We start from the raw sequence: 21,924 nt of genomic DNA, 5'->3' as shown, positions 1-21,924 counted from the left end.
GTTAGGCCTGCCGCCAGCGTTCAATCTGAGCCATGATCAAACTCTTCAATTAAAAGTTTTTTCGAACAATGTTCGACTCAATGAATTCTACTGTCATGCGCTAACTCTAATGAAAGAGTTAACTTGTCAAGTATGAACATCCTAAATCCGAAGATTTAGCATTGAGATTTAAATTTTTGATGACTTCAAAGAAGTCATTTCGAATAACTCAATACCCGTGAATGTCCACACAGATTACTTGATAAATTGTTAAAGAGCATTGCTAAACTTAGTCACTTTAAAAGCGTTTTCGTTTAGCGACCTCAACTACTTTGTAGCGGGTCAGGGCTGCGTATTCTACAGACCTTTTCGTTAGCGTCAAGTGTTTTTTCAAACTTTCTTTTCGCCGTTGATTTACTGCTTATTAAACGTTGTAAATCAACCTGTCAGGCTTGCTGCATACACCTTGTGTTTGCTGCTGTGCCGTGTCAGTGGATGCGCATTATAGGCAGGTTCTGATAATGTGCAAGTGCTTTTGTGTAAAAAAACTTACTTTTTGCGATCTTTTTTATAGTTATTCACTTACCTACACTTTTCACACCATTTACCCCCAAAGTTATCCACAATTTCGGATTTATTGAATCGTTATAGCTAAATTTCAGAAATAAAAAAGCAGCTGTAATAGCTGCTTTTTATGTTTTGAGTTATCTCATGAAAGATTTAACTTAATTTTCCATGGCACTGTTTATATTTTTGACCCGAACCACATGGACATGGATCATTTCGACCCACTTTTTCACCATTGCGGATCACTGTCTGTGGTTTAGCTGCTGGTGCTGGTGCTTCTTCTGCATCTAATGCTTGTGCAGAAGCGTGTTGATAGTCTCGCTGGATTTTCGCTTCTTCTTCACGACGACGCTGCTCCATCTCATCTACATCTGATTGAGCTTGCACTTGTACTTTTGACAGTACGCTGATGACATCATGCTTTAATGACTCAAGCATTTGCTGGAATAGCTCAAATGATTCACGCTTATATTCTTGCTTTGGATTTTTCTGAGCATAACCACGAAGGTGAATACCTTGACGTAAATGATCCATCGCTGCTAAATGCTCTTTCCATAAGCCGTCTAAAGTTTGCAGCATGACTGCTTTTTCAAACTGACGTAACACTTGTGGGCCAACCATTTCTTCTTTCGCTTTATACGCATTAGTCCAAGATTCAACAATTCTTTCACGTAAGGTTTCTTCGTGTAGATCGTCTTCTTTATCTAACCACTCTTGAATCGGCAATTGAAGTGCAAATTCATTTTGTAATCTTTGCTCTAATGCTGGCACATCCCATAACTCTTCAACTGAGTTTGGTGGAATATAAGTATCAATAACACCGGCAATAACATCTTGCTCGATATTCTTAATGGTATCTTCAATACTTTCAGCATCCATTAGCTCATTACGTTGTGAATAAACCACTTGACGTTGATCATTTGCAACATCATCGTATTCAAGCAATTGCTTACGAATATCAAAGTTACGCGCTTCAACTTTACGTTGGGCATTTTCAATAGCACGTGACACCCATGGATGTTCGATTGCTTCGCCTTCTTCCATACCTAATTTTTTCATCATTCCTGAAACACGGTCTGATGCGAAGATACGCATTAAGCTATCTTCCATAGATAAGTAGAAACGAGAAGAACCTGCATCACCTTGTCGACCTGCACGACCACGTAACTGATTATCGATACGACGAGACTCATGACGTTCGGTGCCCAGAATGTGTAAACCACCTGCGGCTAATACGGCATCATGACGCTCTTGCCAATCAGCTTTAATTTTGGCTTTTTGTTCGGCGCTTGGATTCGAAAGTGCTTCAATTTCCATATTCCAGTTGCCACCTAACACGATGTCGGTACCACGACCGGCCATATTGGTTGCAATAGTAACAGCACCTAAACGACCTGCTTGCGCAACAATGTCAGCTTCTTTTTCATGGAATTTAGCGTTAAGAACATTGTGAGGTATTTTGGCTTTTTTAAGTAAGCTATGTAATAACTCAGATTGTTCAATGGACACTGTACCCACTAATACGGGCTGGCCACGTTCACGACAACCTTGGATATCTTTGATGATTGCGTCGTATTTTTCTTTGGCGGTAAGATAAACCAAGTCTGGCATATCATTACGAACCATTGGACGGTTTGTGGGTACAACAACGGTATCAAGACCATAAATATGCTGAAACTCAAATGCTTCAGTATCTGCTGTACCAGTCATACCCGCTAACTTTTCATATTGGCGGAAGTAATTCTGGAAAGTGATAGACGCTAATGTTTGGTTTTCATTTTGAATGTTTACCCCTTCTTTAGCTTCAACAGCTTGGTGTAAACCTTCAGACCAACGACGTCCAGGCATTGTACGACCCGTGTGTTCGTCAACAATAACCACGTCACCATCTTGAATAATGTAATCTACATCTTTCTCAAATAACGTATGTGCACGAAGTGCGGCATAAACATGATGTAATAATGAAATATTAGAAGCTGAATATAGTGAGTCACCTTCTTGCAATAAGCCAATTTCAGTTAACAGCTGCTCTACTTTTTCTTGGCCACGTTCTGTTAGGTGAACCTGTTTGCCTTTTTCATCAATTGTGAAGTCGCCTTCACCGGTAAAGTCTTCTGTATCTTCTTTATCTTGACGAACAAGGTTAGGAATTAAGGTGTTTACTCGTGTGTATAGCTCAGAGCTGTCTTCGGCGGCACCTGAAATAATTAACGGCGTACGCGCTTCGTCAATTAAGATTGAGTCAACTTCATCAATTAGTGCGTAGTGAAGTGGGCGTTGAACACGCTCTTGTGGCGAAAATGCCATGTTGTCACGCAGGTAATCGAAACCAAACTCATTGTTGGTACCATAGGTAATATCTGCGTTATAGGCTTCTTTCTTTTCAACTTGGCCTAAACCAGCAACATTAATCCCCACGGTTAAGCCTAAAAACTCGAACAATGGGCGATTAAATTCAGCATCACGACGGGCTAAGTAATCGTTAACGGTAATAACGTGAACGCCTTTACCACTTATACCATTAAGGTAAGCGGGCAAGGTTGCGGTCAGTGTTTTACCTTCACCGGTTCTCATTTCAGCGATACGGTTACTGTCTAGTACCATGCCACCTAATAGCTGAACATCAAAGTGACGCATTTCAAAAACACGCTTAGAGGCTTCACGAACAACAGCAAAGGCTTCTGCCATAATACTGTCGAGTGTTTCTCCACTTTCTAAACGTTGTCGAAACTCTGCCGTTTTTGCTTTTAATTCTTCATCAGACAGTTTTTCGTAATCTGCTTCTAATGCATTAATTTTGGTAACCACTTTACCTAAACTTTTTAGGGTGCGGTCGTTTCTGCTTCCAAATACTTTTGTCAGTAATTTGCCTAACATCTTAGTCACTTATCTCTTGTAGGTTTGGCTCTTCAGAGCGCATTAACCGTTAATATTATTAACTTGCTTTGCGGTAAACAAACTTTCTTGGATCTATTTGTTGTCCACCACGTAGCACTTCGTAATGCACATGAGGGCCGGTTGAACGACCTGTGCTTCCCATACTGGCGATTTTATCGCCTTTGGCAACTACGTCACCTACGTTTACTGACAGAGATTTATTGTGTCCATAACGAGTTCGTAGACCATTTCCATGATCAATCTCTACAAGCTCGCCATATCCAAACATACTTCCTGACCACGTTACTACACCTGCGGCAGTTGCAATAACATCGGCCCCTTCTCGACCTGCGAAATCAATACCTTTATGCATTGTTCTTCGACCATTAAAAGGGTCATTGCGTAAACCATAGGGCGAAGATAACCAACCTTTATCGATTGGTCGCCCTGATATATAACGCTCTTCATCTATATGGAGATTCGTTGACACTGTTTCAAGTAGTGACAACTGAAGATTATTATTATCAATTCTGGATGCCAGCTTATCCATGTCATTGATCAGCTGGCTTAATTCGACACCTGTTCCCAATTCGCTATAACCTCCTATGCCTACTTCGGCATGGAAATCGAATTGATCTTCAAGTAAATTTTTCTGGGCAACTTGCTGGCCTAATGCCTCAAGTCTGGTGAGCTTAGCTTGCATCTTCGCGACGTGGGTCACTAACATAGCTAATTGCGTTTCGGTTGCGTGTTTGAGCTCGATAACTTGCTGTTTTTGTTGTTCACGCAGTTGTTGGTTTTCATCTACTTTAGCTTGCTGGCTCGCAAAACGATCCGCGCTATATTGGTAGATTGCTGTTCCGGTTACCATAAGCATTATTGGTAAAAGAAACCATCGTTTACTGGGTTGCCAGCGCGTGACCCCATTTCGACCTTGAACAAATACTGTTACACTCATAGCCTAATTCAGCCATCTTATTATCATATGAAAAAGACCCCTCAAGACCTCAGCAATTTGTTACACGGTTCAGGGAAATTGCCTGAAATCGCTGAGAAAGCAGAACTACTCAATAATTTAAACCGTCATGTTAAGCAAATTATTGATGGTCCTGCGACGGAGCACTTAAAAGTAGCTAATCTCCGCCAGGGTGTTCTTGTTATTGAAACCTCTGCCGCCGCGTGGGCCGCCAGAATTAATTTTCAAAAGCCTAAACTACTACGACAACTTCAGGCTGAAACACTTCCCATGCTCACTACTATTGAGGTTAAAGTCAACCCAGGTTTAGCATTGACCAATGAAAAATCTACTATTGGCCACAAACATTTGAGTACTGAAGCGGCTCAACATATTGAGGCTTTAGCAAATCATGTAGAAGGTTCATTGGGTGAAAAACTAAAACGGCTGGCTGCATTAGCCAGCCGTAAATAAGCAATTTCAAATTTTACGCGAGCGCGGCCGAACCTGGCACCATGAAGCTAACCGGTACGTCGGCTTCATGTTCAAAGCTGACTAACTCCCAAGCATCCTGCTGAGCGAGTAAGGCTCTGACCAACTGGTTATTTAATGCATGACCCGTTTTAAATGCGGTAAATTCACCAACAATTGCATGACCTGCAACATACAAGTCACCAAAAGCATCCAGAATTTTGTGCTTAACAAATTCGTCGTCATAACGCAGACCATCAGGATTAAGAACGCGATATTCGTCAAGCACTACAGCATTTTCCATGCTGCCACCTAAAGCTAGGTTGTTTGCACGTAAATATTCAATGTCACGCATAAAACCAAACGTTCTTGCGCGGCTGATGTCTTTGACAAATGCCGATGTAGAAAAGTCCATCACCATATGTTGTTGGCTGCGAGCAATTTCAGGGTGAGAGAAGTCAATTTTAAAATTCACTCTAAACCCTTTAAATGGCGTTAACTCTGCCCATTTATCACCGTCTTCAACACGAATAGGCTTGGTAATTTTTAAGTATTTTTTAGGTGCTGCTTGCTCTTTTATGCCTGCAGATTGCAGCAAAAACACAAACGGGCTAGCACTGCCGTCCATAATAGGAATCTCTGGTGCATCAACTTCAATCACTGCGTTGTCGATACCCAGCCCAGCAAGCGCTGCAAATAAGTGCTCAATTGTTGAAATACGTACACCAGCATCATTTACAAGTGCTGTACACATGGTTGTTTCGCGCACTAATTCAGCCTTGGCAGGAATAGACACTGCAGGCGTTAAGTCAGTTCGCTTTAGCACAATCCCTGTATTTACTGGTGCGGGCATAATGCACAGAGTCACCTTGTTGCCAGAGTGTAATCCGACACCTGTACTCTTCACCATTTTTTGAACAGTTCTTTGAAAAATCATTCATTTACCCGTAAATAACAATAAAAACAAAAACTTAATAAAAACACACTATACCATCGGGCATAGCTGGTACGACATGCTATCATAAGTTGGCAAATTCACAAAAAAATTGCTATTCACCCACCTACATGTCATTTCGTCACAAGCTATTACACAATTGCAGTTATTGGTAACATCTACATCGATATTCTCAAACATTGACGGGCTAAAAGTCGTCTTAACCCATCAACGATTTAGTCAGCTTGTTTACGCAAAAATGCTGGAATATCTAAATACTCAGTATCCGCTTTTGGTGCTGGTGCCTGTTGAGGAACAGTATTCCCTTTAGGTGCACTATAAGCTGGTTGTGCTACCACCTCTTCTGCTGGTTCTGGTCTTGGTTCAATCACCACAGGCTCAGGACGTGGAGTTGGCTTTTGTACTAATTGAATATCTGGTTTTTTCTCTGCACCAATACCTGTAGCAACCACGGTTACACGTAATTCTTCGCTCATTTCTGGGTCAATTACTGCACCCACTACCACTGTCGCATTGTCAGAAGCATAAGCTTTAACGTGGTTACCAACCGTTTCTAGCTCTTCGATACTAATATCCATACCGGCGGTAATATTCACTAATACGCCACGAGCACCAGCTAGATCAATATCTTCTAATAATGGACTTGCAACTGCTGCTTCTGCAGCTTCTTCTGCACGGTCGTCACCTGTAGCAACCCCCGTACCCATCATGGCGTTACCCATTTCAGACATAACCGTTTTCACGTCGGCGAAATCCACGTTAATTAAACCTGGACGGGTAATTAGCTCTGCAATGCCCTGTACAGCGCCAAGTAATACGTTATTCGCTGCGGCAAAAGCATCTAATAATGACGTACCACGGCCTAATACTTTTAATAGTTTTTCATTAGGAATGGTGATTAAAGAGTCAACATGCTTTGCAAGTTCGTTGATGCCTTGCTCAGCAAATGTCATGCGTTTTTTGCCTTCAAAAGGAAACGGTTTAGTGACAACAGCCACCGTTAAAATTCCTTCTTCACGAGCAATTTCAGCAACAACTGGAGCAGCACCAGTACCTGTTCCGCCGCCCATTCCTGCTGCAATAAAGATCATGTCTGACCCTTTAATCGCTGCGCGAATGTTTTCACGATCTTCTTCTGCGGCTTGTCTACCGACATCTGGGTTTGCGCCAGCGCCAAGCCCTTTAGTCACATCGCGACCGAGTTGAATCGTTGAGCCAGCACCTGACTTACGTAACGCCTGTGCATCCGTGTTTGTAACAATAAACTCAACACCTTCGATGCTGTGTTTAACCATGTGTTCGACAGCGTTTCCACCACCACCACCGACACCGATGACCTTAATCACCGCTTCGTCTGAATGTGTATCCATGATCTCAAACATTGTCTGATCTCCGTTTGTCTGCGTTATTTAAAATTCACCCTTAAACCAGCTTTTTGCCCGATTTAAAAAGCTAGTAACCCCTTGACGATCTGGCCGCTCGAACTGACGCTCAATTACCCTTCTCGCCCCATAGTGAAGCAACCCTATCCCTGTTGAGTAAATTGGTTGATCCACATATTCATATAATCCTTTAATCGGTAATGGCGAGGCTACACGTACTGGCATACCAAAGGTTGCCTCGGCTATATCCACCGCCCCACTAATTGAGGATGTTCCGCCTGTTAGTACTATGCCTGCAGCAATTTGATCTTCTAAACCGCTGTCTTGTAATTGTTTTAGTACTAATTCGAATAATTCTTGGTATCTTGGTTCAACAACCTCAGCTAAAGTGTGTCGAGACATACTTCTAGAAGGTCTGCCGCCCACTGACGGTACTTCAATACTATCTTCTCGGCTAACCGTTGAACTTCTAGCGCTGGCAAATTGGACTTTAATTTGCTCGGCATGTGTTAGTGGCGTCCGGAAAATTTTTGCAATGTCATTAGTGACTTGATTACCCGCAACGGGAATGACTGCGCAATGTCTTAATGCACCATTGGTATAAACAGCAATGTCTGTCGTTCCGCCACCAATATCAACGATACACACCCCTAAATCTTTTTCGTCTGCGGTTAATACTGAGTCAGCAGAGGCAATACCTGAGAACACCAAGTCATCGACCTTCAAACCACAACGTTCAACGCTTTTAGTAATGTTTTTAGCCATATCATTAGCACAGGTAACGATGTGCGCTTTGGCTTCCATGCGCATACCAGACATGCCAATTGGACTCTTAATGCCGTCTTGTACGTCAATCGAATACTCTTGCGGTAAAACGTGCAAAATACGTCTTTCCGTAGGAATTTTGACTGAACGCGCTGTGTGAATAACATTATCAACGTCTTCTTGCGTCACTTCTTCGTCATTAATCGACACCATGCCATTTTCATTTTGGCAAGCGATGTGTTTACCCGAAATACTTAAGTAAACCGACGAAACCTGACAATCAGCCATTAGCTCAGCTTGGTCTAATGCTCGTTGAACACTTTTAACAATTGAATCTAGGTCGTTAACACCACCTTTATCCATGCCTCGAGAAGGATGATTACCTAGACCAATGATGCTAATTTCACCGTCAGGCAATACTTCACCAATGATCACAGCGACCTTGGATGTTCCGATATCTAAGCCTACAATGAGGTTTCTTTCCTGATTTTTGGTCATTTATTTTCAGTTCTCTTATTGGTCTCATCCCAACCGACGGCAAAGCCTGTGTCATAACGTAAGTCGACTTTTGCAACAGTCTTATCACTGTTAACTAATGTCGGATAGGCATTAATAAAACGCTGTATTCGAGTCATTTTATCCTCACGTCCAAGCTCTATTTTTATTCCATTTGCCAATTCGGCTTGCCACGCATGACGTGGACTTAATCGTAAACTTGCCAACTTGAAGCCATTAATTGTTAATAACTCGTCAAGCTGTATAAAACTGGTTAGCACGGCTTCGGCCATATCATCAGGGCCAGAAAGCTTCGGTAAATCAATCAACTCTGCCTGTGCTAGAGCATCAAACACTTCACCATGAATATTCAACCAAGCCTCTTCATTCCAATGCGCCACGGCTTGTTGCTCTTGCAATGTCACTTTGAACTTTGCTGGCCACTCACGTCTTACAGACACCTTGTAAACCCAGGGCAAATCTTCTAGCGCATGTTGCACATCAACAATGTCGGCGTTGAAAAAACTACTTTGCATTAGCGACTGCAAAGCCGTTTGAATTTCTTCATCCGTAGTGAACTTTCGCTCACCTTTAATCGCAACCGCTTCTATCGGCAAAGCGTCAGCATCATTTAACAATTCATGAAGTTTTATCCCACCCCATGCGAATGTGGCTAACACACTGAGTAAAAACAATAACCCCAAAGACAAATACCAATCTATTCGCTTGAGTCTCTGTTTTAACTGGCGTCCTTTTTCACTCCACGACACCGATAGTCACTCCCGATTTTGGCCGATGATATCTAGGCAACAAACCGGCCATTATATAGTGCTTAATGACCGTATAAAAGCACGATTTTTCAACCGCATAGCTGTATAAAAACTACTCAGCGTCATTGTTATCTTTCGCTAAACAAAACCCTAACTGGGTCAATGCCAATTCTCGTGACAAGGCCCCAATATTGCCCGCACCTTGGGTTAACAGTAAATCACCTTCTTGTAATACATCAGGTAACATCCCTGCCAACTGGCCTGGCTCTGCCACAAATATCGGATCCATTTGTCCTCTAACCCGAATTGAACGACATAATGCGCGTCCATCAGCACCTGGAATGACATTTTCTCCAGCAGCATAAACATCTAACAGTAATAAACAATCTACCTGTGATAATACGTCAACAAAGTCTTCGTATAAGTCACGTGTACGGCTATATCTATGAGGCTGGTAAGCCATCACTAAGCGCTTTTCAGGCCAGCCGGCTCTAACCGCTTTGATTGTTGCTAGCACTTCACTTGGGTGATGTCCGTAGTCATCAACTAACATCACTTTGCCGTTAGGAGTGTCATATTCGCCTAAATGCTGGAATCGACGGCCGATACCTTCAAACTCAGCAAGCGCTTGCACAATTGATGCATCATCGATGTCATCTTCACTGGCGACCGCAATTGCAGCCAGTGAGTTCAACACGTTGTGTTGCCCTGGTAGGTTCAACACTATATTAAGCTCAGGCTTATCTTTTCTGTGTACCGTAAAGCGTGATTGATGGCCTTGTTGAACAAAGTTACTGGCTCTGACATCTGCTTCTTCGCTGAAGCCATAAGTCACCACCTGACGCCCAACTCGCGGGATGATTTCACCAATCACTGGGTCATCAATACACATCACTGCTACGCCGTAAAATGGCAAGTTATGTAGAAACTCAACAAAGGTGTTTTTCAACACTTCAAAGTCGCCACCATAGGTATCCATATGATCTGCTTCAATGTTGGTAACAACACTCACCATAGGCTGCAAATGTAAGAAACTTGCGTCACTTTCATCGGCTTCAGCGATTAAATAACGGCTGTTACCTAAGCGAGCATTGGTGCCTGCACTATTTAATAAGCCACCAATAACAAATGTTGGGTCACGCTCTGCTTGCCCATAAATACTGGCAATTAAACTGGTTGTTGTGGTTTTACCATGCGTACCGGCAATAGCCACACCATGGCGATAACGCATCAACTCTGCCAACATTTCAGCTCTACGTACTATTGGAGTACGGTTATCTTGAGCGGCAATGATTTCAGGGTTTTGCTTATCAATTGCCGTTGACACCACAACCACATCCACACCGGCAACATTTTCGGCTTGGTGACCAATAATAATTCGTGCACCTAACTTGGCTAAACGCTCAGTGACACTGTTGGTCGCAATGTCTGAACCACTAATTTTGTAGCCTTCGTTCACTAATACTTCTGCAATACCACCCATGCCAGCACCGCCAATGCCGACAAAGTGGATACGCTTGATCCGTCTCATTTCTGGGATCATGCTTCTTAACTGTGCATACTTTTCTGTCTTTGTCATTTCAACCCTTTTTAGCTACTAAGGTGCATATGTCTGCCACTCTTTTAGTGGCATCTAAAACGGCAACACCTCGAGCTTTTTGCCCCATTTGGCGTAAAACTTGTCTGTCACTGGCAAACTGCTGCAATTTATCTGCAAGCAGGTCTGCATTAAATTCATTTTGTGGTATTAAGATACCGGCTTCAGCATTAACTAATACCGACGCATTTTTAGTTTGATGATCATCTACTGCATGTGGATATGGCACCAATATGCTAGGTAAACCAACAGCCGCTAATTCTGAAACGGTTAATGCGCCTGAGCGACAAACAACCACATCTGCCCAGCGGTAAGCCGCTTCCATGTCATCAATAAACTCAGCAACGTTAACCTTATCTAACTGGTTAACGTTCTGGTACACGGCTTTAACTGGCTCGACATTGTTTTTACCTACTTGATGCCAAACCGTAATTAAATGGCGTTTCGCGATATCCGATATCGCATGCGGTAACGTATCATTAAACACTTTTGCGCCTAAACTACCGCCTACAACCAGTACTTTTAATGCTGAGGTATTCAGGTGTTTATCACTGCTACCCAAGGTCACTAACTCTTGCCTGATAGGGTTTCCTACCACTTCAACATTTTTCAAATCTGCAGCAAAGGTATTGTCAAACGCACACAACACTTTGGTGGCAATCTTTGACAGCAATTTATTGGTTAACCCGGGAATAGCATTTTGCTCATGCAACACCACAGGTATTCCAGCAAGCTTGGCGGCAACACCACCTGGACCACTGGCAAAGCCCCCCATACCAAGAACTACGTCTGGCTTAAAATCATCAATTACCGCTTTAGCTTGAATAATTGATTGGATGATTTTGAACGGTGCTGCCAATTTCCTCAGCAAGCCATTGCCTCGTACTCCTTTAATATCGATAAACTCAATATCAAAGCCATACTGCGGCACTAACCGAGCCTCCATTCTATCTGCTGTACCTAACCACCTTACTTGCCAACCTTTTTCAGCTAAATATTTCGCTACAGCTAATGCAGGAAATACATGGCCTCCTGTACCACCAGCCATCACTAATAATTTGGGAGAGTCGTTATATGCAACGGCACTACTATTAGGCGTCATTACTTTGCTCTCCCTTGTATTGCTTGAATTTCACTTACGCGCCTTTCATGATCGATTCTTACCAACAACATCACTGCTGCGGTCATTACCCATAAACTACTTCCGCCATAACTAATAAAAGGCAATGTGAGCCCTTTAGTGGGAAGCATACCGATACTCGCGCCTACATTTACTACGGTTTGAAAACAAATCCAAATACCCACGCCATAGGCAAGATACCCTTCAAATGGACGTTGCATTTTTAAACATAAGTTGCCTAATCGAATGGCTCTAAGAGCTATAAAAAACAATACGATTAGCACAAAAATAATGCCGACAAACCCTAACTCTTCACCGATCACCGCAAAAATAAAGTCGGTATGTGCTTCAGGCAAATAGGCCAGTTTCTGAATACTGTTACCTAACCCCTGACCTAACCAATCACCACGTCCATAAGCCATAAGGGATTGAGTTAATTGGTATCCACTACCAAAGGGGTCATCCCATGGGTCCATAAATGAGGTAACCCGTCGCATACGATATGGCTCAAAGAGCACTAACAACACAAAGGTTGCCACACCCAACAATATCAACACCATAAAGTCGATAATTCTGGCGCCAGCTAAAAACAACAGGCTTACTGTGCACACAAACAGCACCACTACCGTACCTAAGTCAGGTTGTAATAAAATCAACACTGCAAATAGGCCATAAACCCCAATGGGCTTATAAAATCCCTTTCTATTTTCCCTTAACTCGCCATGCCGACGAACTAAGTAACCCGCCATGTACACAATAAAAACAAACTTTGCTATTTCTGCTACTTGTATTCGAATAGGCCCAACACTAAGCCACCTTCTAGCGCCGTTAACTGAAGTACCAACAACTAATACCGCAAACAATAAAACCAATACCGCTATCATCAGCATGCCACTGTTTTTTTCCCAGTAGCTCACTTCAAACTTCAGCACAAATCCTGCAATAACAACACAACCCAGCAAATAGAAAACATGCCGATAAATAAAGTGAAACGGGTTGCCAGTGAGTTTTTCTGCTTCAGGCATTGAGGCAGACATCACCATGACAAAACCAAATAGCATCAACCCAAACACGGCAATAATAAAAGTTCTATCATACAGCTGCATGCTGGGCGCTTTTTGCTCACTCAGCAATGATGGCCAAAGACTTTGTAGCCCTTGTTTGAACAAGCTTAACTGCTGCTCATTACTGGCCATCAAGTTGCTCCACACACTGTTTAAAGTCGTCACCTCTAGCCATAAAGTTTTTATACATATCTAAGCTGGCACAGGCCGGGGATAACAACACAATATCACCAGAAAAAGCTAATTCAGCTGCGGCGTCAACTGCTTCTTTCATTGAAGAAACTTGTAAACTGTCTTGTTTTAGCTTGGCAATTTTAGGACCGTCTTTACCCAAACAAATGACTTTAGAAACATGCTCAAGTGCAGTTGTTAACGGTTTAAAGTCAGCCCCTTTACCATCGCCACCCGCAATCAAAAAGACATCGCCTAAATGAGTATTAAGCCCTTCTAAAGCAGCAACGGTAGCTCCCACGTTAGTAGCTTTAGAGTCATTAATGTAAGTCACGCCATCTACCACAGCGACTAACTCACAACGATGACTTAACCCTTTAAATTGACTCGCTACAGTGACTAGCGCTTCTTTTTCAACACCGCAAGCATCCACTAACGCCATTGCCGCTAGTACATTGGCATGGTTATGCGAGCCAATTAAGCTCACATCGTTCAGGTTGATAATTTCACTGTCACCATGAAATATTTTGCCATCACTTATCCCCCACTCATCGCCCTCTGGCACACCTAAACCAAATGTATTTTGGTTCATAGGTTCAAATGGGAACGTTAACTCATCATCGCGGTTAAACATGACAAATTTACATTGCGGATAAAGGCTTAACTTAGCTTCACGGTAAGTTGAAATACTGCAGTAGCGATCCATATGATCTTCACTGATATTTAAACATGTGCCAGCGATACAATTTAATGAATAGGTGGTTTCCAGTTGAAAACTAGATAATTCGAGCACAAAAAAGTCAGCATCTGTTGCGAGCAAATCTAAGGCTGGAATACCAATATTACCGCCCATAACCGCTTTTAAACCGGCTTCAGCCAACATGTCATGTACTAGCGTGGTGACGGTTGATTTACCGTTTGATCCCGTAATACCAATAACACAAGGTTTTCTATCTGCCACCGCTCTGGCAAACAATTCCACATCACCAATCACTTCAATGCCCATATCTTTTGCGGCTTGAATTTCTGGTGTATCTGGAGCAATGCCCGGGCTAATAATAATTTGGCTAGCTTGTACCAAGTACCGGCAATCAAAACCACCTGCAATTAACTCAATATCAGCAAACTCAGTATTAAGCACATCAACACCCGGTGGACGACGACGGCTATCCATAACTAAAGGCTTAATACCTTGCGCCACTAAATAACGCACAACAGAAAGCCCTGTCGCTCCCAGTCCTAAAACAATGTGCGTATAAGTTGACTGCATAATGACTTACCTTAACTTCAAGGTCGCTAGACCTAATAACACAAGGAATAATGAAATAATCCAGAAACGCACAATGACTCGCGGTTCTGGCCAACCTTTTAATTCATAATGATGATGAATTGGTGCCATGCGGAAAATACGTTGCCCGCGCAGCTTATATGAACCAACCTGTAAAATAACCGACACGGTTTCCATCACAAACACCCCGCCCATAATCACGAGCAAGATCTCTTGGCGCACTAAAACAGCGATGGTACCTAAAGCCGCACCTAGTGCTAATGAGCCAACATCCCCCATAAACACTTGTGCAGGATAAGTGTTAAACCATAAAAAACCTAAGCCAGCCCCTACAATTGCAGTACAAACAATCACTAGTTCACCCGCTTGTGGTAAGTGTGGAATATGCAAATAGTTGGCAAACTGAGCATGGCCTGATAAATACGCAACCAACGCAAACGCACCTGCCACCATCACCGTTGGCATAATGGCTAAACCGTCTAGTCCGTCGGTTAAATTAACCGCATTACTGGCTCCAACAATCGTGAAGTAAGCTAAAAAGATGAATAAGAAGCCTAACTGTGGCATCACATCTTTAAAAAACGGCACCACTAATTGAGTTTCACCCGGTAAAGAGGCTGATGAATACAAGAAAAACGCCACGATTAATGCAGCAATAGATTGCGAAGCATACTTCCAACGAGCAATTAAGCCTTTAGAGTCTTTTTTAACGACCTTTAGATAGTCATCTAAGAAGCCAATACCACCAAACGCAGCTAATACAAACAGCATTACAAGTACGTATCGACTTGATAAATCGCCCCATAGCAATACGCTGATAAAAATACCCGCCAGAATAAGGATTCCCCCCATTGTTGGCGTTCCACGCTTGCTAAAGTGGGACTCAGGGCCATCATTTCGAACCACTTGTCCAATTTGCAACAATTGCAAACGTTCAATCAGTTTGGGGCCCCACCATAAGCTGAACACCAATGCGGTTAACAACCCTAAAATGGCCCTAAACGTTACATATGAAAAAACGTTAAACCCACTATAAAACTGGGTTAAATACTCGGCCAGATAAACCAGCATCTACACTAACTCCCCACGCCCGAAGGCATCTGATAACTTGTCGATAACGCGCTCCATTGCAGCGCTTCGAGAACCTTTAACTAAAATCGTTGCCTGTCCTGGCAGTTGATTTAACTGTTTAATTAATGCTGCAGATAACTCAGTAATGTCTGCATAATGCGGGCAACCAAAAGCCTGACTCGCACTTGCGGACAATGTACCACAGCAAAATAGTGCATCTATATTGGCCTGTTTTGCTTGTTGGCCAAGTTGTTCATGCAAAAGGGGAGCATTGTCCCCTAATTCACCCAAATCTCCCAGCACTAAACAGCGATAATGGTCACGTTGTTGCAACCAATTTATCGCAACCCCAACTGAACTAGGGTTGGCATTGTAACTATCATCAACCACAACAAAACGCCCGAAGGTGATAGGCATCATTCTGCCTTTAACAGGTTGTAATTGACTTAAACCGCTAATAATCTTTGCAATATCTAATCCAAGCGCTAAACAAATGGCACTAGCTGCTAAGGCATTGCTGACCTGATGAATACCCGCTAGAGGCAATTTAACCTCAGCGGTTTGTGATAAATACTTCAATGTAAATTGATAGCAGCCGTTATCATCTGGCTGTATGTCACTTGCAGATACATCCGCGTCAACTGCAGAGTCTCGAGAAAAGGTCAGCTGCTTATAGGCTGCTGTTTTATCTAACATGAAGTCGCAAAAGGCATCATCAGCATTAATAATGGCCACACCATCTTCAGCTAAATGATTAAATATTTCCGCCTTGGCGTGAGCAATACCTTCTACAGAACCAAAGCCTTCCAAATGAGCACTGCCGATATTGTTCACTAGCGCAACCGTGGGTTGCACTAAATGACTGGTGTAGTCAATCTCACCTTTGTGATTGGCACCTAACTCAAACACGCCATATTGATCGCCTTGAGTTAACCGTAGCAAGGTTAATGGCACACCAATATCATTATTAAAATTACCCGCAGTAAACAACACTTGAAACTGCTGGCTTAAAATAGTGGCCACTATTTCTTTTACACTGGTTTTACCGTTTGAGCCGGTCAGTGCGACTGAAATAGGGGCAACAATTTTGCGAACTAATGCCCCGAGTTCACCTAATGCTGTATGGCTGTTGTTAACAACAATTTGAGGAACACTGACATCCAGCTGTTTTTCAACTAACAAGGCTTTAGCGCCATTATCAACTGCGCTGGCCGCAAAGTTATGCGCGTCAAAACGTTCGCCTTTAAGAGCAATAAATAAACCGTCGCCTGTGAAAGCTCGGCTGTCAGTGCTAACCGCATTAATAGTGATATCGTCACCCACTAACTGACCGTTTAACGCAGCGGCAATTTGACTTAATGAAAGCGTAATCATACTTTAGCCTCCATTAAAGATGTCGCTAGTGCACGCTCGTCATATTCAATCCGTTTACCAGCAATTTCTTGATAGGTTTCGTGGCCTTTGCCCGCCAGTAAAATAATGTCTTCTGGCTGGGCCAAGCTAACCACCTGTTTAATCGCTTCAATTCTATCGACAACACTTAACGCTTGTTGAGGTTGCTGCAACCCTGCCAATACATCATTAATAATATTTTGCGGGTCTTCACTACGCACATTGTCACTGGTAACCATGACTTTATCTGCAAATTTTTCAGCCGCTTGTGCCATTAAAGGGCGCTTACCTTTATCTCGGTCGCCACCACAGCCAAACACACACCATAGCTGACCATGACAATGCACTCGCAACGCCGTTAATGCTTGCTCAATCGCATCAGGAGTATGAGCATAATCCACGACCAGTGTTGCTTGAGTGTCGTTACTAAAGCGCTCCATTCTGCCCGGTACAGGCTTTATTTGCGGAAGTGCATCAAGTATTTGTGATATTTCAAAACCTTGAAATGACAATGCGGCAATGGCAGCAATCACATTGGCTAAATTAAAATGACCAAGTAGAGGCGAGTTGAGTATCGCTTTGCACTGCTGTTGCTGAGCATTAACATACACTAAGGTTGCTTTCACACCGTGATGATTAAAATCAATATCTTCACAATAAAAATCTGCAGCACTATTGGCGACACTAAAGCTATAATAATCAACATTATTGGCGTTCGACGCAGCATCGTCTGCCACTTCTTTCAACCATTGTTGTCCTACTTGATCATCAAGGTTTATCACCGCATTCGCTAAACTACCGAACTTGAGCAGTTTTTTCTTCGCAGCGGCATAGGCATCCATATCACCGTGATAATCTAAATGGTCACGACTTAAATTAGTAAATACCGCCGTTTTAAAAGGCACAGCTTCAATTCTGCCTTGTACAAGCCCATGGCTAGAAACTTCCATGGCACACACTTGAGCACCCTGCTGTTGATATTCAGACAATTGCTGCATTACCGTAATAGCATCGGCAGTAGTATTACCGCTATCAACTAACTCACCCCATAAACCATTGCCTAGAGTACCCATAACGGCCGACTTCCGGTTAAGCAGCGTCGCTAATTGAGCAATAATTTGGCTCACTGAAGTCTTACCATTTGTACCAGTAATACCAATAATATTTAACGTGTTAGCCACGGGATAATACTGTGCAGCGACAGCCGAAATTTGGCGGGATAATTGGCAAAAATGAATGATAGGCGTTTGGTTTACCCACTCAACTTTACTGTGTAACTCAGATGAGTCAGTATGAGCTAGCACCGCAGTTGCACCATTTTCAATGGCGGCTTGAATAAATTTTCTTCCATCAACACTGTGCCCTGGAAGCGCGACAAAAACTGTCCCTTCGCTGACATTTCGACTATCTAATGTGAGTCCATTAATGGTTTCAGCCCCGGCATAATGAAACCAGGGCGCAAGTAAATCTTTTAAATACATCATTCTGCGCTCCTTGGCGCAGACGCTAACTGAACAGCTTCGCGTTTTGAAATTGGTTCAACGTTGAGCATTTGCAGTGCTCCCGACATGATTTTTGCAAAAGCGGGGCCTGCAACATCACCACCGTAATATTTATCGCCCTTAGGTTCGTTAATGACCACTGATATAGCCAACCTTGGATTATGAACAGGTGCGACACCGGCAAACAAAGCAACATAATCATCACCATATCCACCAGCAATGGCTTTTCGGCTAGTACCTGTTTTACCCGCTATAGGGTAACCATCAATATGGGCTTTTGTTGCTGTACCACCACGTTCAGTAACACCCACCAGCATTTGCATAACTGATTTAGCCACATCTTGTGATAACACTTGCTGGCCTGCTGGCGGCTCTTTAAGCTTTAAAATAGACACAGGATAAAGCACACCACCACTGCCTAACGTGGCATACATTCTTGCTAGCTGTAACGGTGTGGCGGTGAAGCCATAGCCGAATGAAAGTGTTGCACGTTCAAAGTCAGACCAACGGCGACGGTCATGAATTAAGCCAGCGCTTTCACCAGTTAAATTAATGCCAGAGTAATTCCCTAACCCCATTGATTGGTAGGTACCTAATAGCTGTTGAACAGGCATAGATAACGCCAGCTTACTAATACCGACGTTTGACGACTTGACCAAAATTTTAGACAACGACATGTCGCCATAATTGTTAGAATCTCGCACCTGACGACCACCAATTCTCATCCAGCCGGGTGAGGTTGGAATAAGCTCATCTGCTTTAACGGTGCCCGCTTCTAAAGCGGCAGCAACCACAAAGGGTTTAACAGTTGAGCCTGGCTCAAAGGTATCGGTTAATGCACGATTACGCATACGATGCGATTGCAAGTTTTCACGCGAGTTAGGGTTATAAGATGGCGTATTCGCCATCGCGAGTACTTCACCGGTTAATACATCAATAACAACAACGGACCCCGAAGTGGCTTGATACATTTCAGTGGCGCGTTTTAACTCACGATAAGCAAGTTGTTGAATACGTTGATCGATACTCAACACAATATCATTGGAGTTTTCGCCTTCTTGAACAATATCTAGGCGCTCTACTACTCTGCCATCACGTGATTTACGCACTTTTTGCTTTGATGGTGTGCCGGTAAGCCAAGTGTTGTAAGTATTCTCAATACCTTCAATACCGACATCATCTATATTGGTGATACCAATTAATTGCGCGGCAATCTCGCCAGCAGGATAATAACGACGGGACTCTGATTTAAGGTAAATACCGCCAATTTTTAATTGTTCAATATAATCCGCTACCGCAGGAGTGACTTGACGTTTTAAATACACAAAACGTTTTTTAGGATTATGTTTGACTTTTTTAACCAGTTTTTCGACAGGCTCTTGCAATACATCCGCCAATGCTTGCCAACGTCGCATATCTTCAAAGGCGTTTTGATCATGAGCATGTTTTGGGTCAGCCCACACCGCTCGCACTGGCACGCTCACCGCCAACATATCGCCGTTGCGGTCAGTAATAAGCCCACGTTGCACCTGATTACTAGTGGTTCTTAACGTACGCATATCACTTTCGTGACGTAATTTGTCAGGCTCAATAATTTGTATGTAAGCCGCTCGAGCCACCAAACTCACAAATAACAGCATGACAAAACCCACCACAACGTATAACCGCCATGGAATCAATTCTGGATTTTGTTTACGCTTTGCTTGTCTGGACATTTTCCCTATGCTCACTGTGCTCTAATAATCACTTCCTCTTTTGGAAGTGGTCTAGACATATTCAGTTCTTTAGTGGCAATTCGAGTCACACGACTGTGCTCTGATTGCGACTGTTCTTCTAACAATAAATTGCGCCATTCAATATCTAAGCTATCTTGCTGTTGTAGTAATTGATCCCACTGCGAGGTCAATTTACGACTAACATGGCTGGTGTACACCACGGCTACCGCATTTATCATGACGATAATACTGAGCAGCAGCACCCACTTATGCTGCCAAATATCATGTAAAACAATGCGCGGTAAATTCAATGACGACTGGCCCACAAGAATTGACCTTAATACGGTAAACGCTCTGCAACGCGTAAGACTGAACTACGCGAGCGAGGGTTTTGCTCAATTTCTGCATCAGATGGCTTCATTGCCTTACCAAGTGCTTTTAATTTCCGTGACTTATTAATTTCTGCTTCGGTAATCGGTAATCCGTGAGGAACACTTTCACCTTGGCTGTGTCGACGAATAAAACGCTTCACCATGCGATCTTCAAGTGAGTGAAAACTAATAACCGATAATCGTCCTGCTGGAGCAAGCACCTTTAACGAACCTTCTAGTGCCTGATCGATTTGCTCTAACTCACTATTGATATAAATTCGAATCGCTTGAAAAACCCTTGTCGCGGGATGTTTATTACGCTCTTTATTTTTGGTAATACGCGCAATTAAATCCGCTAAATCTTTAGTGCGCAGAAAAGGTTTTTCATCTCTATCTGCAGCAATACATCTGGCAATATGACGAGCATTTTTTTCTTCACCATAGGTTTTAAATACCCATGCCATATCTTCAATTTCTGCTCTTGCTAACCATTGGGCAGCGGTTTCACCTTGGCTGTTGTCCATGCGCATATCTAATGGACCATCACGTAAAAAGCTAAACCCTCGGTCAGCATCATCTAATTGTGGTGATGACACTCCAAGGTCTAACAACACACCATTGATTTGGCCTGTTAATCCCAGCTCGTCAATGTAATCGGCTAATTGGCCGAAACCGCCGTGAACAATTTGAAATCGACTATCGTCAGCAAATTGTTTTGCCGCCTCAATTGCCTGTGGGTCTCGGTCAATCGCAATAAGTCGACCATTAGGGCCTAAGTGACTTAATACCAACCTTGAATGCCCACCGCGTCCAAATGTGCCATCAATATAGATGCCATCTGGTTGAATATTCAGGCCGTCTACCGTTTCTTTTAGTAGTACGGTTAAGTGTGCAAACTCTTGACTCATATAGGTCTTCTTTTTAATACATTAAAGGGTGAAATCGCTTAACCTTTCGTGGTTAGCCAAATTCTCGGTAGTGGTCATCTCATGGCTTTGGTCCATTTGTTGCTGCCACGTACCTTCTTCCCATAATTCAAATTTATTTAAAAACCCCACCAACATGGCCTTTTTCTCCAAGTTGGCAAAATTTCTCAAAACAGCTGGCACAACAATGCGGCCATGACCATCTAGCTCGCACTCTTGTGCGTAACCTAATAGTTTTCTTTTTAATGAGCGCTCTACGGGATCAATATCAGAAAGCTTCAGCAATTTTGCTTCTATTGATTCCCATTCGTGCAGCGGATAGATCAGTAAACAAGGCGAGTTAATATCAACGGTAATGATTAATGTGCCATCGTGCCCATTACGTAACGCATCACGGTATCTCGCAGGCATTGCGATCCGTCCTTTTGCGTCCATATTGATTGCACTAGCACCTCTAAACACGTTTAAAAAATCCTTATTTATATCATTTG

Annotated in this window: 18 protein-coding genes; 1 reads left to right on the top strand and 17 read right to left on the bottom strand. The window is 42.9% G+C overall.

The annotated features are described in order from the left end of the window. Positions 1-699: 699 nt before the first annotated feature. Together secA and L2672_RS09425 are read right to left on the bottom strand one after the other, a co-directional pair. Complete coding sequence (gene secA, locus L2672_RS09430; RefSeq protein ID WP_248995600.1) at positions 700-3,423, bottom strand: preprotein translocase subunit SecA; 2,724 nt, start codon at positions 3,421-3,423, stop codon at positions 700-702. 58 nt (positions 3,424-3,481) lie between these two features. Further along, positions 3,482-4,381, bottom strand: a complete 900-nt coding sequence (locus L2672_RS09425; RefSeq protein WP_248995591.1) for a M23 family metallopeptidase — start codon at positions 4,379-4,381, stop codon at positions 3,482-3,484. Positions 4,382-4,408: 27 nt separating this feature from the next. Between L2672_RS09425 and L2672_RS09420 the strand changes: the two genes are divergently transcribed. Further along, positions 4,409-4,852 carry a DUF721 domain-containing protein gene (locus tag L2672_RS09420; protein ID WP_248995590.1) on the top strand — a complete coding sequence of 148 codons (444 nt, stop codon included), beginning with the start codon at positions 4,409-4,411 and terminating at the stop codon, positions 4,850-4,852. 13 nt (positions 4,853-4,865) lie between these two features. Here L2672_RS09420 and lpxC read toward each other — a convergent pair whose 3' ends face one another. The 15 genes from lpxC to mraZ form a co-directional block, all read right to left on the bottom strand. Continuing rightward, the gene (gene lpxC, locus L2672_RS09415) at positions 4,866-5,786 is read right to left on the bottom strand and encodes a UDP-3-O-acyl-N-acetylglucosamine deacetylase (protein ID WP_248995589.1); all 921 of its coding nucleotides are present in this window, start codon (positions 5,784-5,786) and stop codon (positions 4,866-4,868) included. Between the two features lie 233 nt (positions 5,787-6,019). Continuing rightward, a complete protein-coding gene (gene ftsZ / locus L2672_RS09410; RefSeq protein WP_248995588.1) occupies positions 6,020-7,186 on the bottom strand; it encodes a cell division protein FtsZ in 1,167 nt (388 codons plus the stop codon). A 27-nt stretch (positions 7,187-7,213) separates the two neighbouring features. Then, on the bottom strand, positions 7,214-8,449 hold the full coding sequence (gene ftsA / locus L2672_RS09405) for a cell division protein FtsA (protein ID WP_248995587.1): 1,236 nt from the start codon (positions 8,447-8,449) through the stop codon (positions 7,214-7,216). Further along, positions 8,446-9,216, bottom strand: coding sequence for a cell division protein FtsQ/DivIB (locus L2672_RS09400; protein ID WP_248995586.1), 771 nt, complete (start codon positions 9,214-9,216; stop codon positions 8,446-8,448). The genes ftsA and L2672_RS09400 overlap by 4 nt, the downstream gene beginning before the upstream one ends. A 112-nt stretch (positions 9,217-9,328) precedes the next feature. Then, a complete protein-coding gene (gene murC / locus L2672_RS09395) occupies positions 9,329-10,795 on the bottom strand; it encodes a UDP-N-acetylmuramate--L-alanine ligase (RefSeq protein ID WP_248995585.1) in 1,467 nt (488 codons plus the stop codon). 1 nt (position 10,796) lies between these two features. Then, positions 10,797-11,915, bottom strand: a complete 1,119-nt coding sequence (murG, locus tag L2672_RS09390) for an undecaprenyldiphospho-muramoylpentapeptide beta-N-acetylglucosaminyltransferase (protein WP_248995584.1) — start codon at positions 11,913-11,915, stop codon at positions 10,797-10,799. Next, positions 11,915-13,129, bottom strand: coding sequence for a cell division protein FtsW (gene ftsW, locus L2672_RS09385; RefSeq protein ID WP_248995583.1), 1,215 nt, complete (start codon positions 13,127-13,129; stop codon positions 11,915-11,917). The genes murG and ftsW overlap by 1 nt, the downstream gene beginning before the upstream one ends. Then, a complete protein-coding gene (murD, locus tag L2672_RS09380) occupies positions 13,119-14,438 on the bottom strand; it encodes a UDP-N-acetylmuramoyl-L-alanine--D-glutamate ligase (protein ID WP_248995582.1) in 1,320 nt (439 codons plus the stop codon). The genes ftsW and murD overlap by 11 nt, the downstream gene beginning before the upstream one ends. 6 nt (positions 14,439-14,444) lie before the next feature. Beyond that, a complete protein-coding gene (mraY, locus tag L2672_RS09375; protein ID WP_248995581.1) occupies positions 14,445-15,527 on the bottom strand; it encodes a phospho-N-acetylmuramoyl-pentapeptide-transferase in 1,083 nt (360 codons plus the stop codon). Beyond that, the gene (locus L2672_RS09370; RefSeq protein WP_248995580.1) at positions 15,528-16,901 is read right to left on the bottom strand and encodes a UDP-N-acetylmuramoyl-tripeptide--D-alanyl-D-alanine ligase; all 1,374 of its coding nucleotides are present in this window, start codon (positions 16,899-16,901) and stop codon (positions 15,528-15,530) included. Continuing rightward, entirely contained in the window at positions 16,898-18,403 is a 1,506-nt protein-coding gene (gene murE, locus L2672_RS09365) for a UDP-N-acetylmuramoyl-L-alanyl-D-glutamate--2,6-diaminopimelate ligase (RefSeq protein ID WP_248995579.1), read from the bottom strand. Before murE ends, L2672_RS09370 begins: the two co-directional genes overlap by 4 nt. Further along, positions 18,400-20,136 carry a penicillin-binding transpeptidase domain-containing protein gene (locus tag L2672_RS09360; RefSeq protein WP_248995578.1) on the bottom strand — a complete coding sequence of 579 codons (1,737 nt, stop codon included), beginning with the start codon at positions 20,134-20,136 and terminating at the stop codon, positions 18,400-18,402. Before L2672_RS09360 ends, murE begins: the two co-directional genes overlap by 4 nt. An 11-nt stretch (positions 20,137-20,147) precedes the next feature. Then, positions 20,148-20,462 carry a cell division protein FtsL gene (ftsL, locus tag L2672_RS09355; RefSeq protein WP_248995577.1) on the bottom strand — a complete coding sequence of 105 codons (315 nt, stop codon included), beginning with the start codon at positions 20,460-20,462 and terminating at the stop codon, positions 20,148-20,150. Positions 20,463-20,473: 11 nt separating this feature from the next. Continuing rightward, positions 20,474-21,415 carry a 16S rRNA (cytosine(1402)-N(4))-methyltransferase RsmH gene (gene rsmH / locus L2672_RS09350; protein WP_248995576.1) on the bottom strand — a complete coding sequence of 314 codons (942 nt, stop codon included), beginning with the start codon at positions 21,413-21,415 and terminating at the stop codon, positions 20,474-20,476. Positions 21,416-21,436: 21 nt separating this feature from the next. Then, positions 21,437-21,895, bottom strand: coding sequence for a division/cell wall cluster transcriptional repressor MraZ (gene mraZ, locus L2672_RS09345; protein ID WP_248995575.1), 459 nt, complete (start codon positions 21,893-21,895; stop codon positions 21,437-21,439). Positions 21,896-21,924: the final 29 nt, after the last annotated feature.

This window comes from Shewanella gaetbuli, from assembly GCF_023284065.1.
Taxonomy (GTDB): domain Bacteria; phylum Pseudomonadota; class Gammaproteobacteria; order Enterobacterales; family Shewanellaceae; genus Shewanella; species Shewanella gaetbuli.
This window is presented reverse-complemented; position numbering and strand designations above follow the sequence as displayed.